The sequence below is a fragment of the Pirellulales bacterium genome (genome assembly GCA_019694455.1).
In the GTDB taxonomy this organism is placed as follows: domain Bacteria; phylum Planctomycetota; class Planctomycetia; order Pirellulales; family JAEUIK01; genus JAIBBY01.
Genome location: JAIBBY010000053.1, coordinates 1 through 15,618, shown reverse-complemented (window position 1 = coordinate 15,618; position 15,618 = coordinate 1). Strand labels below are relative to the sequence as shown.

Annotated in this window: 10 protein-coding genes and 1 tRNA gene; 7 read left to right on the top strand and 4 right to left on the bottom strand. The window is 65.3% G+C overall.

Annotation, left to right across the window (positions count from 1 at the left end):
- Positions 1–5: 5 nt before the first annotated feature.
- From K1X71_17395 to K1X71_17375, 5 genes are all read left to right on the top strand, one after another.
- A complete protein-coding gene (locus tag K1X71_17395) occupies positions 6–869 on the top strand; it encodes a PEP-CTERM sorting domain-containing protein (GenBank protein ID MBX7074919.1) in 864 nt (287 codons plus the stop codon).
- A 122-nt stretch (positions 870–991) separates the two neighbouring features.
- Positions 992–2,032: a substrate-binding domain-containing protein gene (locus K1X71_17390; GenBank protein MBX7074918.1), complete on the top strand. Its 1,041-nt coding sequence runs from the start codon at positions 992–994 to the stop codon at positions 2,030–2,032.
- A 171-nt stretch (positions 2,033–2,203) separates the two neighbouring features.
- Positions 2,204–3,697: a sugar ABC transporter ATP-binding protein gene (locus K1X71_17385; protein ID MBX7074917.1), complete on the top strand. Its 1,494-nt coding sequence runs from the start codon at positions 2,204–2,206 to the stop codon at positions 3,695–3,697.
- Between the two features lie 21 nt (positions 3,698–3,718).
- Positions 3,719–4,735, top strand: coding sequence for an ABC transporter permease (locus K1X71_17380; protein MBX7074916.1), 1,017 nt, complete (start codon positions 3,719–3,721; stop codon positions 4,733–4,735).
- A gap of 22 nt (positions 4,736–4,757) precedes the next feature.
- Complete coding sequence (locus K1X71_17375; GenBank protein MBX7074915.1) at positions 4,758–6,125, top strand: DUF4147 domain-containing protein; 1,368 nt, start codon at positions 4,758–4,760, stop codon at positions 6,123–6,125.
- A gap of 14 nt (positions 6,126–6,139) precedes the next feature.
- Here K1X71_17375 and K1X71_17370 read toward each other — a convergent pair whose 3' ends face one another.
- Positions 6,140–6,385: a lipoyl domain-containing protein gene (locus tag K1X71_17370; GenBank protein MBX7074914.1), complete on the bottom strand. Its 246-nt coding sequence runs from the start codon at positions 6,383–6,385 to the stop codon at positions 6,140–6,142.
- On the bottom strand, positions 6,385–7,485 hold the full coding sequence (gene lipA, locus K1X71_17365; GenBank protein MBX7074913.1) for a lipoyl synthase: 1,101 nt from the start codon (positions 7,483–7,485) through the stop codon (positions 6,385–6,387). The genes K1X71_17370 and lipA overlap by 1 nt, the downstream gene beginning before the upstream one ends.
- A gap of 674 nt (positions 7,486–8,159) precedes the next feature.
- Here lipA and smpB point away from each other — a divergent pair.
- Positions 8,160–8,645: an SsrA-binding protein SmpB gene (smpB, locus tag K1X71_17360; protein ID MBX7074912.1), complete on the top strand. Its 486-nt coding sequence runs from the start codon at positions 8,160–8,162 to the stop codon at positions 8,643–8,645.
- A 262-nt stretch (positions 8,646–8,907) separates the two neighbouring features.
- Positions 8,908–13,008: a hypothetical protein gene (locus K1X71_17355; GenBank protein MBX7074911.1), complete on the top strand. Its 4,101-nt coding sequence runs from the start codon at positions 8,908–8,910 to the stop codon at positions 13,006–13,008.
- A 61-nt stretch (positions 13,009–13,069) separates the two neighbouring features.
- On the opposite strand, the gene K1X71_17350 is transcribed toward K1X71_17355, so the two are convergent.
- Positions 13,070–15,169, bottom strand: coding sequence for a penicillin acylase family protein (locus K1X71_17350; GenBank protein ID MBX7074910.1), 2,100 nt, complete (start codon positions 15,167–15,169; stop codon positions 13,070–13,072).
- Between the two features lie 325 nt (positions 15,170–15,494).
- Positions 15,495–15,568, bottom strand: a tRNA-Met gene (locus K1X71_17345).
- Positions 15,569–15,618 lie beyond the last annotated feature (50 nt).

Genomic DNA, 15,618 nt, shown 5'->3' with positions numbered 1-15,618 from the left:
GCTGGATGAACCGATTCCGCCGCCGTATGAGCGTTGCGCCGCGCCTTGTCGCGATCGTCACCGCGTTAGGCCTGGTTGCCGTTTTTGATTTGCCAAGAGACGCCAACGCCGCATTTCAGTTGTTGGGTGGCACAGGCGTGAACTTTGACGATCGAGACCTTGAGTTTTCATTGGTAAACGTTGATTTGATCGACGGCAAATTGGAGCGGGTCGGGCCTCCCAACCAAATTGCGCTGTATGTGGGCCTCGACCACGATCCAGCGCATCAAACGCTGTGGGGCGCCGACGAAGAACTCTTCAGGATCGATCCGGTTACCGCCGCGCGAACCTTGATCGGACCGCTCACCTACAATGGTGGCGCGCCCATTCTCATGGCATCGATGACGGTGTCGCCGACCGGCGAACTTTACGCCGTGTCAAATTCGGGTAGCACCCTCTATAAGGTCGATCCCAATAGTGGCGACCTCACTTACATAACCACCTATACTTCACCACTATTCGTGAGAGCGATCGAGTTTGCGTCCGACGGCACGCTGTACGGCGGCTATGCCAGCCTCTATCAGCTTGATCTCGTGACCGGCAATGTGCTCCACGACTTCGGGCGCTTTGCGCCTTTGCATCCGATCTATATATCGGAATTCGATATCAGCAATGGCGTGTTCCGCGCTTTGCGCTACCAACCCGACAACACAGCAACGCTATTTGAAATCGACGTGAACGCGCCGCCTGGTCAGTTGGCAAAAAACGGCATGCACATCAACGACAATCTGTTCAGCATCGCGGGCGTTCCCGAACCTTCCACCTTGGTCATGGCGCTGGTGGCCGCGGCCACGTTGGGCATGGCGGCACGCCGGCGGCGCCGCGCTTAGTCAACACGCTCCCTCGCGTTCCGCAGCGCCTCGCGCTTGCGAGCGGCATCTTATCGTCAGTACGATGAGCGGTTTGACCAACTGCCAATCGGCTACCGCAAACGCATTGACGAGGGATGACGGTGAGCGAAGCGACCATTCGCGCGAGTCGGCGCGGATTCTTGGAAACGGCCTCCGCCGCCGGTCTGGCGGGCGTGCTCTCGGGCTGCGCAGCCAATAGCGGCAGCGCCACGGCCGGCGATGGTGGCGGCAAAAAGCTGCGGGCCCTCTTCTCCAACGCCGGGCTACAAAGCACGTGGTGTACCCTCGGCAAGCAGACGGCCGAGTTGTGGGGGGGCCTGTTGGGCGTTGAGGTGGTGTGGAAAGACGGGGAATTCAACCCCGCCAAACAGCGCGAGCGGATCGAACTGGCGATCGACGACGACTGGGATTTTTGCTGCGTGCAGGCGATCGGCATCGACACCTTGGAGGCGCCGGTCCGCCGGCTCAAGGAGCGCGGCGTGCCGGTGATCAGCATGGACACGCTGTTGGTCGAACCGGCGCGGATGCGCGAGGTGGGCGTGTGGCTGCAGGTGCAGCCCGATCAGGTCTTTATGGGGGAGACCAGCACCCGCTATTTGCTCAAAACGATCGGAGGGCGCGGCAAGGTGATCCACATCGGCGGCCTGAGCGCGCATTCCGGCGCGCAGGGGCGCAAGGCAGGTTTTGACCGCGCCCTGGCCGACTATCCCGAGGTGGAGGTGATTGGCGGCGGCGTCCGCTGGTGCGATTGGGACAAGCAAACGGCGCGCGACACCTTTGAGTCGCTATTGCAAACCGATGAGCCCATCGCCGGCGCGTTCTTCCACAGCGACGACATGGCCCTGGCCTGCGTGCCGGCGCTGAAGGGGACGCCGCACGAAAAGATGGTCGTCACCGCCGTCGATGGGCAGAAGGAAGGGCTGGAAGGGATTCGCGGCGGCCGGTTGGCCGCGACGACCGTGAACCCGGTCTGCCTGATCCACATGACCGCGCTGGCGCTGGGGCAATTCATCGTGCGGAATAAGGAGGCGGTGGACGCCGTGCCGGCGCAGATCATCACGCCCGGCCCGCTCGTCTCGCGCGAGAGCGGCAACCTCGACGCGCAGCTCTATCTGGCCGATCCACGGCACTGCCTGGTTTAGAGTTGGCGAGCAGAGCTTGTCCCTACAGCACATTTCAAAACCGTCTCCGCCACCAGCACGATCGTGGGCGCCGTCGGCTTTCGACGCTTCGCCCCTCACCCTGCCCTCTCCCCGGCGTACCGGGGCGAGGGTGTTGAAGCAGGCTCTAACAAAATAGCGAGAAGCCGCCGCATGCCCGAGCCGCCGCTACTGGAGTGCCAAAAGATCACCAAGCGCTTTGGCGGCGCGGCGGCGCTGGATGGGGTGGATTTCAGCCTGGTGGCGGGCGAGGCGCATGGACTGGTGGGCGCCAACGGGGCGGGCAAGAGCACGCTGATGAAGATTTTGGCGGGGGCGATCGGCGATTATGAGGGGCAGACGCGGATTGACGGCCAAGCAGTGCGACTGGACACGCCGCAGCGTTCGCTGGCGGCCGGCATCTCGATGGTGTATCAGGAGTTGTCGGGGGTGGGGCAATTGTCGGTGGCCGAGAATCTGTTTCTCGGCCGGCAGCCGATCACGCGGTTGGGACGCGTCGACTGGCGCGCCATGCGCCGCGCGGCGCAAGAGTATCTGGCGGAGCTACAGATCGAGGTCGACGTGCGCCGCCGGCTCGACAGCTACCCGTTGGCGATTCGGCAATTGGTCGAGATCGCCCGGGGGCTGCACAGCGGATCGCGGGTGTTGATCCTGGACGAGCCGACCAGCGCGCTCAGCCCGCCGGAGACGCGGCGACTGTTCGAGTTGGTGGGGCGCGCCCGGCAGCGAGGGGTGGCGATCGTGCTCATCAGCCACTTCATCGAGGATGTGCTGGAAGTGTGTGACCGGGTGACCTTGCTCCGTGATGGGCAGCGGGTCTTTACCCGCGCCGCCGCGGAGCTCAGCAAGGCGGAGGTGATTCACGCCATGCTGGGCCACCAGATCAGCGCGGACGAACCGGGCTATCTGGGGCGCGTGCGGCTGCCGCCGGCGACGAGCGCCGCGCCGGGACTGGTGTGCGAGGGGCTGACATTGGAGGGGGCCTTTCGCGATGTGACGTTGTCGGTCGCGCCGGGCGAGACGCTGGGCATCTACGGCTTTGTGGGAGCCGGGCATAGCGAACTGGTGCGGGCGCTGGCGGGGGGACTGGCGCCGACGGGGGGCACTGTTCGTGTCGATGGCGCGGCGCTGGCCGCGTCGCCGCGAGCGGCAATCGGCCGCGGCGTTGTGTTTGTCGGCGCCGATCGCGCGCAGTCGCTGGTGCATGCCAGCCCGCTGTATAAAAACGTGACGCTCGCGCATCTGTCGCGGGCGCTGGGCCCTTGGCTGCGCCGCGGGCCGGAGATGGCGGTGGCCGAGCCGCGATTGGCGCAGGTGGGCTGCCGACCGCTCGACGCGCGCTTGGCGGCGGGAGCGCTCTCTGGCGGCAACCAACAGAAGGTGGTGATCGCCAAGTGGTTGTTGGGGCCGGCGCGGTATTGGTTGCTGGAAGAGCCGACGCGCGGCATGGACGTGGGGGCCAAGCAAGAGGTGTTGGCGCTCGTCGCCCAATTGAAGCAGCAAGGGGCCGGGGTGATCTTGGCGTCGTCGGAGCCGGAACTGGTTCTGGAACACTCCGACCGGATTGTGGTGATGAGCCGGGGGCGCGTCGCGCGCGAGTTTGCCAACTGCGAGGTCGACAAGTCGGCCCTGGTGCATCACGCCTAGTCAGAAAGGAAGTAGCGACACTTGCAATCACTATCGGCACGGCATGGCGCCAGTTGGCGCGCGACCATCCGCGAACTGGCGCCAGTGGCCACGCTGGCGGCGCTGGTCGCCTTTTTTTCGGCGGTGGCGCCGGGCTTTTGGCGCACCAACACGATCATCTCAATCTTCGATCAGGGGGCGGCGCTGGCGATTGTCGCCACCGGGTTGACCTTTGTGCTGCTCTGCGCCGAGATCGACCTGGCGGTAGGCAACCTCGCCACCTGGGCCTCGTGCCTTTGCGGCTGGTTGTTTGCCAGCCGGTGGCTGGCGCCCGCCGAGGGGGAGACGCTGGGCTGGGGGGCGCTAGTCGCGGTGATCGCGATTCCGTTGGCGACGAGCCTGCTCTTTGGCGCGCTATCGGGCGCGCTGACGGTGTGGTCGCGGCTGCCGAGCTTCATCATCACGCTGGCGATGATGAACGTGGCCATGGGGCTCTCGAAGTTGATCACGCACAACCAGTCGCTGCGCGTTCCCGAGGCGCTGGAAAAGCTGGGTAACGGGGCGATCGCGCTGGGGGGGCAGTGGCGGCTGCCGTATGGGGTGCTGCTGGCGGCAGCCATCATGCTGATCGCGCATCTGGTGCTGGCGCACACCCGCTTTGGCCGTTATGTCTACATGACCGGCGGCAATCGCGAGGCCGCGCGGTTGGCCGGCATCAGCACCGGCATAGTGGTTGTGGCCTGCTTGGCGATATCGGGCCTGACGGCGGGCATCGGCGGGCTGGTCAACGCCGGGCGCTTGCAGAGCGCCAGCGTGCTACTCAACGCCGATCTGTTGCTGAACGCGGTGGCCTGCGTGGTGCTGGGGGGGACCAGCTTGTTTGGCGGCGAGGGGAGTGTGCCGCGCACGCTGGTGGGGGTGCTGACTTTTCGCGTGCTGGAAGTGGGCTTGCAGCGGATTGACTGGATCGACGAAGACGCGCGGCTGCTGCTCACCGGCTGCGTGCTGCTGGCGGCGCTAGTCATCAATGGACTGCTCGCGCGTGGCCGCGGCCGATAGCGATTTTTTACGGAACATGCTCATGCAGCGCACCGCCGAGCAACTTGGCCGCGACGCCTGGGAAATCTGGCAGGCGGGGCTCGCCGCCGTGCGGTCTGAGCGGCTGATGCGGGGCGCGGTGCAGCTTGACGGCAGCGCGCTCGTGATCGGCGACGACGAGATTGATCTGGCGGCCATCGACCGCATCTGGGTGGTTGGCGCCGGCAAGGCGGGGGCGGGCATGGCGGCGGCGCTCGAAGAAATATTGGGACCCCGAATACTGGCGGCGAAGCAGGTGACGGGCTGGGTGAACGTGCCGGCGGATTGCGTGCGCAAGCTGGCGGCGATTCATTTGCACGCGGCGCGCCCGGCAGGGCGGAACGAGCCCACGGCGGCCGGCATCGTTGGCGCGGAGCGAATCTTGGAGATCGCCGGCGGCGCCGGGCCGCGCGACTTGTGCATTTGTCTGATATCGGGGGGCGCGTCGGCCTTGCTGCCGGCGCCGACCGCTGGCGTCTCGCTGGCCGACAAGCTGGCGGTGACGCGCTGCCTGAGCGCGGCGGGGGCCAACATCGCCGAACTGAACACCGTGCGCAAGCAACTTAGCCGCATCAAAGGGGGGGGCCTGCTGCGCGCGTGCCGAGCGGGCCGGTTGGCGACGCTTGTCATCTCCGACGTGATCGGCGACCCTTTGGAGGTGATTGGGTCGGGGCCGACCGTGCCCGACGGCTCGACGGCGGCGGAGGCGCTGGCCGTGCTGGAGCGCTACGACGCGCGGCGCGCCGGCGTGCCGCAGGGGGTGTTTGATTATTTGCGGGGGCGGACGGCAACCTGGCGGCCGGCACCGACCAGCCAGTGGAGCAACTTGGTGATCGGCAACAACGCGACGGCGGTTGACGCGGCGGGAGTCAAGGCGGAGCAACTTGGCTACAGCCATGCCATGCACTGCGCCACGACGCATGAAGGGGAGGCCGAAGCGGTGGGGCGGCATCTGGCGCAGATGGCCGTGCGGATGCGCGGCGGGCCGGGGCCCGATTGTCTGATCACCGGCGGCGAGCCGGTGGTGACCTTGGCGCCGGAGGAGGCACGGGGCCAAGGCGGGCGCAATCAGCAGCTTGCGCTGGCCGCGCTGATTGAACTGGAAAGCGCCGATGTTGACGGGATCGCGCTACTCTCGGGAGCGACCGACGGCGAGGATGGTCCCACCGACGCGGCCGGCGCGATGATCGATCCGCAGACGATGGCGCGAGCACGTGGCGCGGCGAGCGAGCTGATTGACGCTTTGCGCCGCAGCGACGCGTATCCAACGCTGGAACGGCTGGGCGCGCTCCTCAAGACCGGACCGACCCATACGAACGTCTGCGATGTGCGGGTGGTGGTCGTCGATCGCGTGGCCGAGCGAGCGCCGTGATGGCGATCGGCGCGCTATAGCGCTTCGACATAGCCGAGCACCTGGCCGGGCACGACCGGGTCGTCTTCGGCCGCCAGCGTCTCGACCAATATGCCATTGGCGGGGGACGGCAGATCGACTGTCACGCTGTCGGCCAGTACCTCCACCAGTCGATCGCCTTCCATCACCGTCGCGCCGCGCGGCACGAGCCACACGCTGATCGCAATCGACATATCGCCCAGGCCCAGATCGGGCAGCACGAGTGGATGACGAGTGGCCATCAGTCGGTGGTGGCCATATCGCGGGCGTGATAACTCGAACGCACGAAGGGCCCGCTGGCGACCTGCAAAAAGCCCATGCCGCGAGCGGCGCGACCCAGTTCGTCGAACTCGTCGGGGGGCACGTAGCGGGTCACCGGCAGATGCTGTGGCGAAGGTTGCAGGTACTGCCCGAGCGTGAGCAGGTCGCAGCCGGCGTCGCGGAGGTCAGCGAGGGTGTCGAGCAGTTCATCGCGCGTTTCGCCCAGGCCGAGCATGAGCCCGCTCTTGGTGCGGATGGTGGGGTTGAGTTGTTTGACGCGGCGCAAGAGATCGAGCGTCCAGCGGTAGTCGCTTTTGCGTCCGCGGACGTCGCGATAGAGGCGGGGGACGGTTTCGGTATTGTGGTTGAAGACTTCGGGCGCGGCGGCCACTACGCGGTCGAGCGCGTGCCGCTGCTCGACAAAGTCGGGCGTGAGCACCTCGACCACCGCGCCGGTTCGCTCGCGCACCGCGAGCACGGTTTGATAAAAGTGCTCGGCGCCGCCGTCGGCCAGATCGTCGCGGGTGACGGAGGTGATGACCACATGCGCCAGACCCAGTCGCGCCGCGGCCTCGGCCACGCGCGCCGGCTCGTCGAGTTCGAGCGCTTGCGTCTTGCCTTTGTCGACCGCGCAAAAGCCGCACGGCCGCGTGCAGACGTTGCCGAGGATCATGAACGTGGCGGTCTTTTGCGAGTAGCACTCCATGCGGTTGGGGCACTTGGCGCTGTCGCAGACCGTTTCCAGCCGTAGCTCGTCCAGCAACCGCTCGGTGAAGTGGTTGGCGTTGCCCTTCGGCACGTTGCGCTTGAGCCAGCGCGGCAGGCGGCGCGCCGGCTCGCGCTGGGCCAGTGCCTCGACGGGCGCATTGATGATCGGCAGGTTAACCAACACGGCGCGAAGCGCGCTGGGCGCGCGGGCTGGAGGCCAAATGGGGGTGGCGGGTGTAGACGTGATAGTGATCGCAATCGAACGCGGTGGTGAGCTGCGCGAGGATCTGCGAACGAACCAGCGACATCGGAAGCGGTTTTTGGCGCTCGGCAGCCAGTGAACTGAGCGGCGCGGAGAGCGCCAAGTCGCCATCGACGGCGCGGGTTAGCTGCGGGTTGGGATCGACATTGAGAAACGCGCCGTGATAGGTGACGCCGTGTTTGACCGCCACGCCAAAGGCGGCCAGTTGCCCGCTGCGCCCCCACAGGCCGAAGCGGCCGGGGCGGGTATGCGGCTGCACATGCAGAGCGGCGAGCGCGCGCGACAAACCAGCTTGAAAACGCCGCAGGTATTCGCCGACCGACCAGCCGTGCCAGGCGAGCGGCACGATGGGGTAGATGGCCAACTGTCCGGGCGCGTGGACCAGGCAGCCGCCACCGCGATTGATCCAGCGCGGCGACAACTCGCGGCAGGTCAAGTTGAGTGGTTCGGCGCGCAGATGGCGCCGCGAGCCCTGCCGCCCCACCGTGAGGGTTGGCGGATGCTCACAGATCAATAGCGCGATCTGCCCGTCGATGCGCTCCCCGGCTTCGAACACCAAGCGATGTTGTAGCGCGAGGCACGGCTCGAACTCGACCTGACCGAGCAGGTAGGCCTCGATCGCGGCGGGCGAACGTTCGAATTGCAGGGTGTCGTGCGTCATGTCCGTGGGGAGACCTATACTCATTGCCGCGGCCCAGTGTACTCTATCAACGACCCGCGGCGCGGCATAGGCGAGGGGCCTTTTCGGGCCGCGCGATCGCGTCCCCAGCCACCTTGGAGCCGGTGTGTCGGCCAAGAAAAAAGAAGTCGATCGGGAGCACGACAACGAGCGACTGATTGCTCAAAACCGGCGCGCGCGCTTTGAGTATGAGATTATCGAAACGCTGGAGTGCGGCTTGGCCCTGATTGGCAGCGAGGTCAAGAGCCTGCGGACCGGCAAGGTGTCGCTGGAAGAGGCCCATGGCCGCATGAAGGATGGGGAAGTGTGGCTGGTCGGCTGCGACATCCCCGAATACAAGCAGGCGGCTCATTTTGGGCACACTCCCCGCCGGCCACGCAAATTGCTGTTGCATCGCCGCGAGATCAAGCGGTTCGCCAGCCGGGCTTATGAGAAAGGGATGACGCTGGTGCCGCTCAAGCTCTATTTCAAGCAGGGGCGGGCTAAGCTGCTGTTGGGGCTGGGGCGCGGCAAAAAGCTGCACGACAAGCGAGAGTCGCTCAAAAAGGCCTCGGTCGACCGGGAGATCAACCGCAGCATGCGCCGCGGTTAGTCGGTCGGCTGTTGTGCCTGGCCCGTGGCCGCCGGCGGCGCGGGTTAGTCCAGTTGCGCCGACGGGCCTGCTGGAATCCCCCGTGTTTTGGGGCTTTGGACCCCGGGTTCTGGCGATTTTCCTTGGCACAAACTCCGTAGCCCGAATAAACTAAAGTCATCCCCTCAGACAACTTGAAAGGGGATCGCGGATAAGCCCCGGCTGCGCCGCTGCGGAACACGGCGCGCGCCTTCTCCGCGCTTCACTTGTCGGAGTTCGTGACATGTCGCGCCGCAATTGGTTGATGACCTCACTTTCGATGCTCGCCGTGTGCTGCCTTGGCGCCTCGGTTGCTTTTGCGCAGGCGCCGGGCCAAGCCGTGCTGGCCGCCTACACGCCGGCCGATGGCGAGAACTATTTCGCTTTGTCGCTCACTCCGCCCGCGGGCGTGGGCAGTTCTGGCGCGCGGCACATCGCGGTGTTGTTCGACACGTCGGCGAGCCAAGTGGGCCCGCATCGCGAGAAGGCGATGGAAACGCTGCGTTCGTTCCTCGCGCAATTGCAGCCCGAGGATCGCGTGCAGCTTGTGGCGGTCGATTTGAAGGCCGTGCCGATGACCACCGCCGAGGTCGCCCCGGGCAGCGCGGAGTTGAACGCGGCGCTCGACAAGCTGACCCAGCGCGAACCGCTCGGCGCCACCGATATGCAAGTCGCGCTCGAGGAGGGCGCCGCGACGCTAGCCTCCGCTCCGCTCGATCGCCGCGCGGTAGTGTACATCGGCGATGGCATGAGCAGCGGCAATCTGTTGCAGAGCGCCAGTTTTGAGAAACTCACCGGCCGATTGGCCGACGCGCATGTGCCGGTCTCCAGCTACGCGGTGGGACCGCAACTCGACAATCAACTATTGGCGGCGCTGGCCAATCAGACGGGGGGCATGTTGGCCGTCGATGGCGAGCGCGTGACTAGCGACGCGGCGGGCCGATACCTGGCCGACGCCGCGCACGCCGCGGTGGTGTGGCCCACCAGCGTGGAATTGCCCGCCGGACTCAGCGAGGTGTATCCCAAGCGACTGCCGCCGCTGCGCGCCGATCGCGACACGGTGCTGTTGGGCGTGGGCAAGCTGGATGCGGCCAGCGATCTGAAAGTCGCGGCCGATGTGGACGGAAAACCGGCCGAGTTGGCGTGGACCGTGGAGCCCGCCAAGTCGAGCGCGGATAACGCGTATTTGCCCAAATTGGTAGAGCTGGCGAGGCGCGACGCGGGAGCGACGCTGCCGACCATCGGCACGGCCGGACTGGCCGAAGTGCGGCGGATGATGGATGTGGCGGTCGACGATCTGAATCGCTTGGGTCGGCAGGCCGTGGCCACTGGCGCGCTGGATCAGGCCGAGCAACTTGCCGGTGAGGCGGCGGCGATTCAACCCCACAGCACCGACGCCATGGCGATCACCGGCGCGGTGGCGCAGTTGCGACAAGCCGAACCGGCGGCCGAGGATGATCTGCGGCTGGTGGAAGAGCCGGTCGCCGAAGAACCAGTCGACGCGGACGGCACGCTGCTGGAGAACGTGGAGGACCGACAGCGCATTCTTGCCGGAGCATTGCAAGCGGAGGTGCAAGGCCGCCTGCATGCGGCGCAGCGCCTGATGCGCGACGATCCAGCCGCGGCGGTCGAGGCGCTCAAACTCGTCTTGCAACATGTGCGCGGCGACTCGACGGTTGAGCCAGCGGTGCGCGAGCAGTTGGCAAACCAGATCGAAGCGCAACTGGTGATCGCCTCGCGACAGACCGTGATTCGCGACGAAAATGTGATTCGCCAGCAGCAGGCCGAAGCGGCGGCCGCCGAGCGTCGTCGGTTGAACGAGCAGTTGTTCGCCCGCGAGGAGCAACTCGATCAGCTTATCGCGCGGTTCGACGCGCTGATGGACGAAGGTCGCTATGCCGACGCGCAGCAGGTGGCCATTGTCGCGCACGAGATTGGGCCGTTGGTGCCGGCCACCGAAGTGGCGCTGCAGAGCGGATCGATGACGGGCTATTTCGCCTCCGCCTACGACCTGCGAGTGCGGCGCCAGATTGGCGTGGTCGACACCTTGGCAACGGTCGAGGCTTCGCACATCCCGACGCCGGACGAACCGCCGATTTATTACCCCGACCCCGAGGTGTGGGAGCGGTTGACCGAACGGCGCAAGGAATTTGCCTCGGTGTCGCTGGAGAGCTTGAAGCCCGCGGAAAAGAAGATCATCGAAGAGTTGGATAAGCCGACCACCCTCGATTTTGTGGAGACGCCGCTGAGCGAAGTGGTGCAGTACCTGGAGGACCTACACAAGATCCAGATCGAACTGGACGCGAAGGCCTTGGAAGAAGCGGGCGTGGCGACCGACACACCGATCACCCGCAATCTCAAGGAGATCACGCTGCGCTCCGCGCTGCGCTTGATGCTGGGCGATCTCGACCTCACGTATGTCATCAAGGATGAGGTGCTCAACCTGACGACGCTGGACGCTGCTCAAGAGCAGCTCACCACCCGCGTGTATCCCGTTGCCGACCTTGTGGTGCCGATCCAGAGCATGGGCGGCGGCATGGGAGGCATGGGCGGAATGATGGGCGGCATGGGGGGCGGTATGGGTATGGGTGGCGGCATGGGTGGCATGGGGATGGGGGGTATGGGTGGCGGCATGGGTGGCATGGGGATGGGCGGAATGGGGGGTGGCATGGGTGGCATGGGTGGCGGTGGCGGGTTCTTCAATGTGCCCAACCGCGGCTTCCTGCCGTTCAATCCGGCCAACATTCCGCAGGGTGGTTTCCGTCCGTTTGCCGTCGAGGACGACTTGAAGATTGGCCCCAAGACGGCCACCACCAAGCAAGCCCAGGCGGTGACGAAGGCGGCGAAGCTGAAGCCCGCGACCAAGGCGGCGCCAAAACCGGCGGCGCAACAGCCCGCGGTCGCCAAGCCGAGCGGCAAGCGCGGCGCTGTGCAGGCGATTGAGGTGGATGTGCCAGCCGGCGCCAACGCCGAGCAGGCGTGGAACGATCATTTCGCCAAGAACAAGCCCGACCCGGCGCGCGTTCGCGAGACGGCGCGGCAATTGATGAAGCAGCGCAACTTTGCGGGCGTGAAGGGGATGATCGGCGGCGCGCTGCGCAACGGTCAGGCGCAGCCGTGGATGTACGAGGCGTTGGCCCTGGCGATGCAAGCGTCTGGCAGCTCGAAAGACGATATCGAGCGGGCGCTGACGTCGGCGCTCGACTTTTCGAATCGCCCGATCGACGTCATGCACGTGGCGCTCTACATGGCCAAGATTGGTCTGGAAGCGCGGGCGCTGGATCTGTTCGAGCAGGCCTCGAAAATGGCGCCTGGCGCGCCAGAACCGTACGCGCACGGGCTGAACCTTGCCAAGCGATTGAACGACTTGGACGGACTGAAATGGTCGCTGTGCGGCATCCTGAGCCAGGCTTGGCCAGAAGAGGACATGGAGATTTACAAACAGGCCTACCATATCGCCAACTCCACCTTGGCCACGCTGAAGGCCGAGGGACGCGTTGACGAAGCCGATGACTTCGCCAAGGCGCTCGACGCCGCCGTGGCGCGCGACATCGTGGTCGAGGCCCACTGGGACGGCGACGCCGACATCGACCTGATGGTCGAGGAGCCTTCGGGCACGATCTGCTCGCTGCACAATCCGCGCACCACCGGAGGCGGCGCGCTGCTCAAGGATTCGTTCCCCACAATGGACGGCAAATCGTCGGGCGGCTTCGAGGAAATCTACGCCTGCCCGCAAGGATTTAGCGGCAAGTACCGCGTGTTGGTACGCCGCATGTGGGGCAAGCCGACGGCGGGGAAGGTGACGATCGACGTGTATTTGCATACGCGGACCGACCAGTTTGAGCACATTCGCCAGCAGGTGCCGATCAATGATGGCGACGCGCTGGTGAAGTTCGACCTGAAGGATGGTCGCCGCACCGAATCGCTGGCGGCGCAGCAGGTGGCCACCGCCGCGACGCAGCAGCTTTCGCTGCGGCGACAACTGATCAATCAGCAACTCAACTCCATGGCCAACAACTACGCGCTCACCGATCTGAAGCAGTCGCGAGGCGAGATACCGATGGCGCCGGGCGGCCTGCCGGTGATTCGCCAGCCGGCGGTTGGTTTTCAGCCGGTCATTACGGTGTTGCCGGAAGGCGCCAACCTATTTGCACGCGCGGTGATTTCCGCTGACCGGCGGTATGTGCGGTTCAGCGGTTTGCCGCTGTTCTCCAGCGTGTCGGAGGTGAACACGTTCAACTTCGCCACGGGTCAAAGCGGCACCAGCAACACCCCTGGCGGTGGCACGGGGGGCAGCGGCATTGGCTCGGGTGGCGGCGGTATCGGAGGCGGCATCGGCACTTAGCAGCTTGGCGCCGCGCTCGCGGTTCAGTGAACCGCGAGACGCGCCGCTGGCTTTGGCCGGTCTACGCTTGCGGTGGCCATTTCAGTTCCACGGTCGCCGTGGCTTCCTGCTTCACGCCTTCGCGGTCCAGGAAGTGGGTGTCTTTCGCCTTGCCGGCGCTGAACAGTTTTTCGGCCTGATCGTCCCAGTGGCCGCTTTCTTTGTGATCGCTTTCGCCGAGCGGCAGCACCATGTAGCTCTTGGGGGGCTTGGTCAGAAAGACGACCTGCGTCGAGGTTTGCCCGCCGTGGCCCAACCGCAGCTTATCGTCTTGGTGGAACGAAACGGCGCGTGGCGTGGCCATGCCGACTTCCTTGAGCGAGCCGCCACCGACCGGCCAGGTGCGGTCGCCCCCTTCGCGGCCGACGCGAAATAAATCGCCGAACCGCGCATCGAGCTTGCCCGGTCCCCCGCGCAACGATTCCGCCGCCACGCCGAGGGCTTTGGCGATCTGCTCATTGGCGAGCGTGTCGGGCACATGCACCGCCTTGGCGAGTTCGTCGCCGAGGGCGCGCTTGAAATAGTAGTATGACAAGGCGCCGACCGAGTCGGGACGGCTATGCCGGTCCCAGCCGGCGATCTGGTCGTACACCTGCCGCGCATCGCTGGACTTTTGATCGTCGGGCACAGCCTGCCAAGCCGATTGCAAGCGCTGTTGCCATTCGTTGGCGGCCCAGACCTCGGTGCTGAAGGCGATTTCCAGCGCGTCGTCGCGCGTCACTTGTTCGTCGGCGGCAAGCTGTTCCAAGGTCGCCCGCGCGCGCTGGTGAGCCGGACCCGGCTCGGCGAAGTACAGATAGAACCGCTCGTGGTGCTGCTCGGGCACGAGCGGGCTTTGCTTCATCATGTGCTCGGGGGAGACGTTGTTGTTTTGCATGTAGCCTTGCGGCGGATTTTCGATCTGCACCAAATCGGAAAAGCGGTGGATACCGGCATAGTCGTTCTTGGAGTTGTTGCCGGGGATCGGCTTGTGTGTTGGCAGGCCATGATTGCGAACCGGCACGCGGCCAGTGCGCACGTAGAAGACGTCGCCATCGACGGTGGCGATCATCACGTTTTGCGGCATCAGTTGGCAGGTGGCCAGGGCGCGTTTGGCCTCGGCGAGATTCTTGGAGCGCATGACGTTGTAGAGTTCTTCGATCAGCCCCGCCTCGTGCATGTAGGGAATGGCCATGGTGTAGGCCTTGCCGTCTTTTTGCGCGACGACGGGCCCGTGATGCGTGGAGAGCACCTTGATTTCGCGCTCTTCGATCTTGTCTCCCATGCGGACGCGCACCTTCTCGACGCGGGTTTGCAACTTGCGCCACTCGCCATCGACCTGATACGTGCCATCAGGGCCGAGCGTCTCTTCGTACACGTCGGCCGTGTCGGGTCCGCCGGTGGTCATCGCGATCGACAGGTATTGATTGTGGCCGAGGCCGGGCATGGGCACGCCAAGGATGCAGGCGCCCGAGATGGCTAGATCGTCCTGGGCGGCGTACATCCGTTGCTCATAAAAGCGAAAGGGGCCGTACCAGCTTAGGTGCGGATCGATGAGCGCGATGGGGGCGCCGTTGGCGCTGCGCTTGGGGGCGACGACCCATTGATTGGAGCCGCGATAGGCCACCGGTTGTGGTTCGATGCCGGCATTCTGTAGATCGTCGGCGGCCTGTCCCTCGGGCCAGCCCCAGATGATGAATCGGCCGAGCATGATGGGATAAAACGGCTCCAGCTTTTGCGCCCAGGCGGGTTTTTGGTCTGGATGCTCGGCCATGAAATGCTCGACGCCGGCGATGTAAGCCCGGCAAGCGTCTTGCAGTTTGGGATCGATCTTGGCGAACAGTTCGCGGCAGATGGCCTCGTGCTGCCAGACGCGCGAGCGGATGTCGTATTCCAGCGCGTCGGGGCCGGCCACCTCGGCCAGCGTGCCCGCCGCCATGCGGTAGTTTTGCAGCAATTGCTCCAGGCGGTCTTCGGCCTGCGAGTAACCGGCGGCGAAGGCGGCGCCGGACAGCGTGTCGGCGTAGATGTGCGGCACGCCGAAGCTGTCGCGATAGACGGTGACGTTTTCCGCCTGCGCCACGCCGCAGCAGCAGATCAGCACGACCAGCCAAGTGAAACAAGCGCGGAGCCGGAGTCGCATGTGAGTTTCCTAGTGCGGGAGGATTGCGCCCCAGTCGATCGACCAAGCAAACGCCCACCATCAAAGCAGAATTGTCGGGCGGTGCAAGCGCGGTGGGTGAGATCAGCGCTTTGGTCTATCGGCGGCGAACTTAGACTTATCCGCCAAGCGAAAAGAAAGTTGGCGAGCGATGCCGGGCTGGGATGCGTGAACAACGCAAGTCAAAGCCGGCTGCCGAGCGCGGCTTGTGAATTAAACAGAGCCAAAAGGTCTTCGCGACCGCCCTATGAAGACCGGCACCCGATTTGGGGCTTGCGGCCAGTTCGACATGGGCAACGAAAAGAAGTAGCGGCGCAGGGATTCGAACCCCGGACACGCGGATTATGATTCCGCTGCTCTAACCAACTGAGCTACGCCGCCAAGGTTTCCGCCAGCACCGGGGTGCAACCCTCTATGCTGTTGGAAGTTAC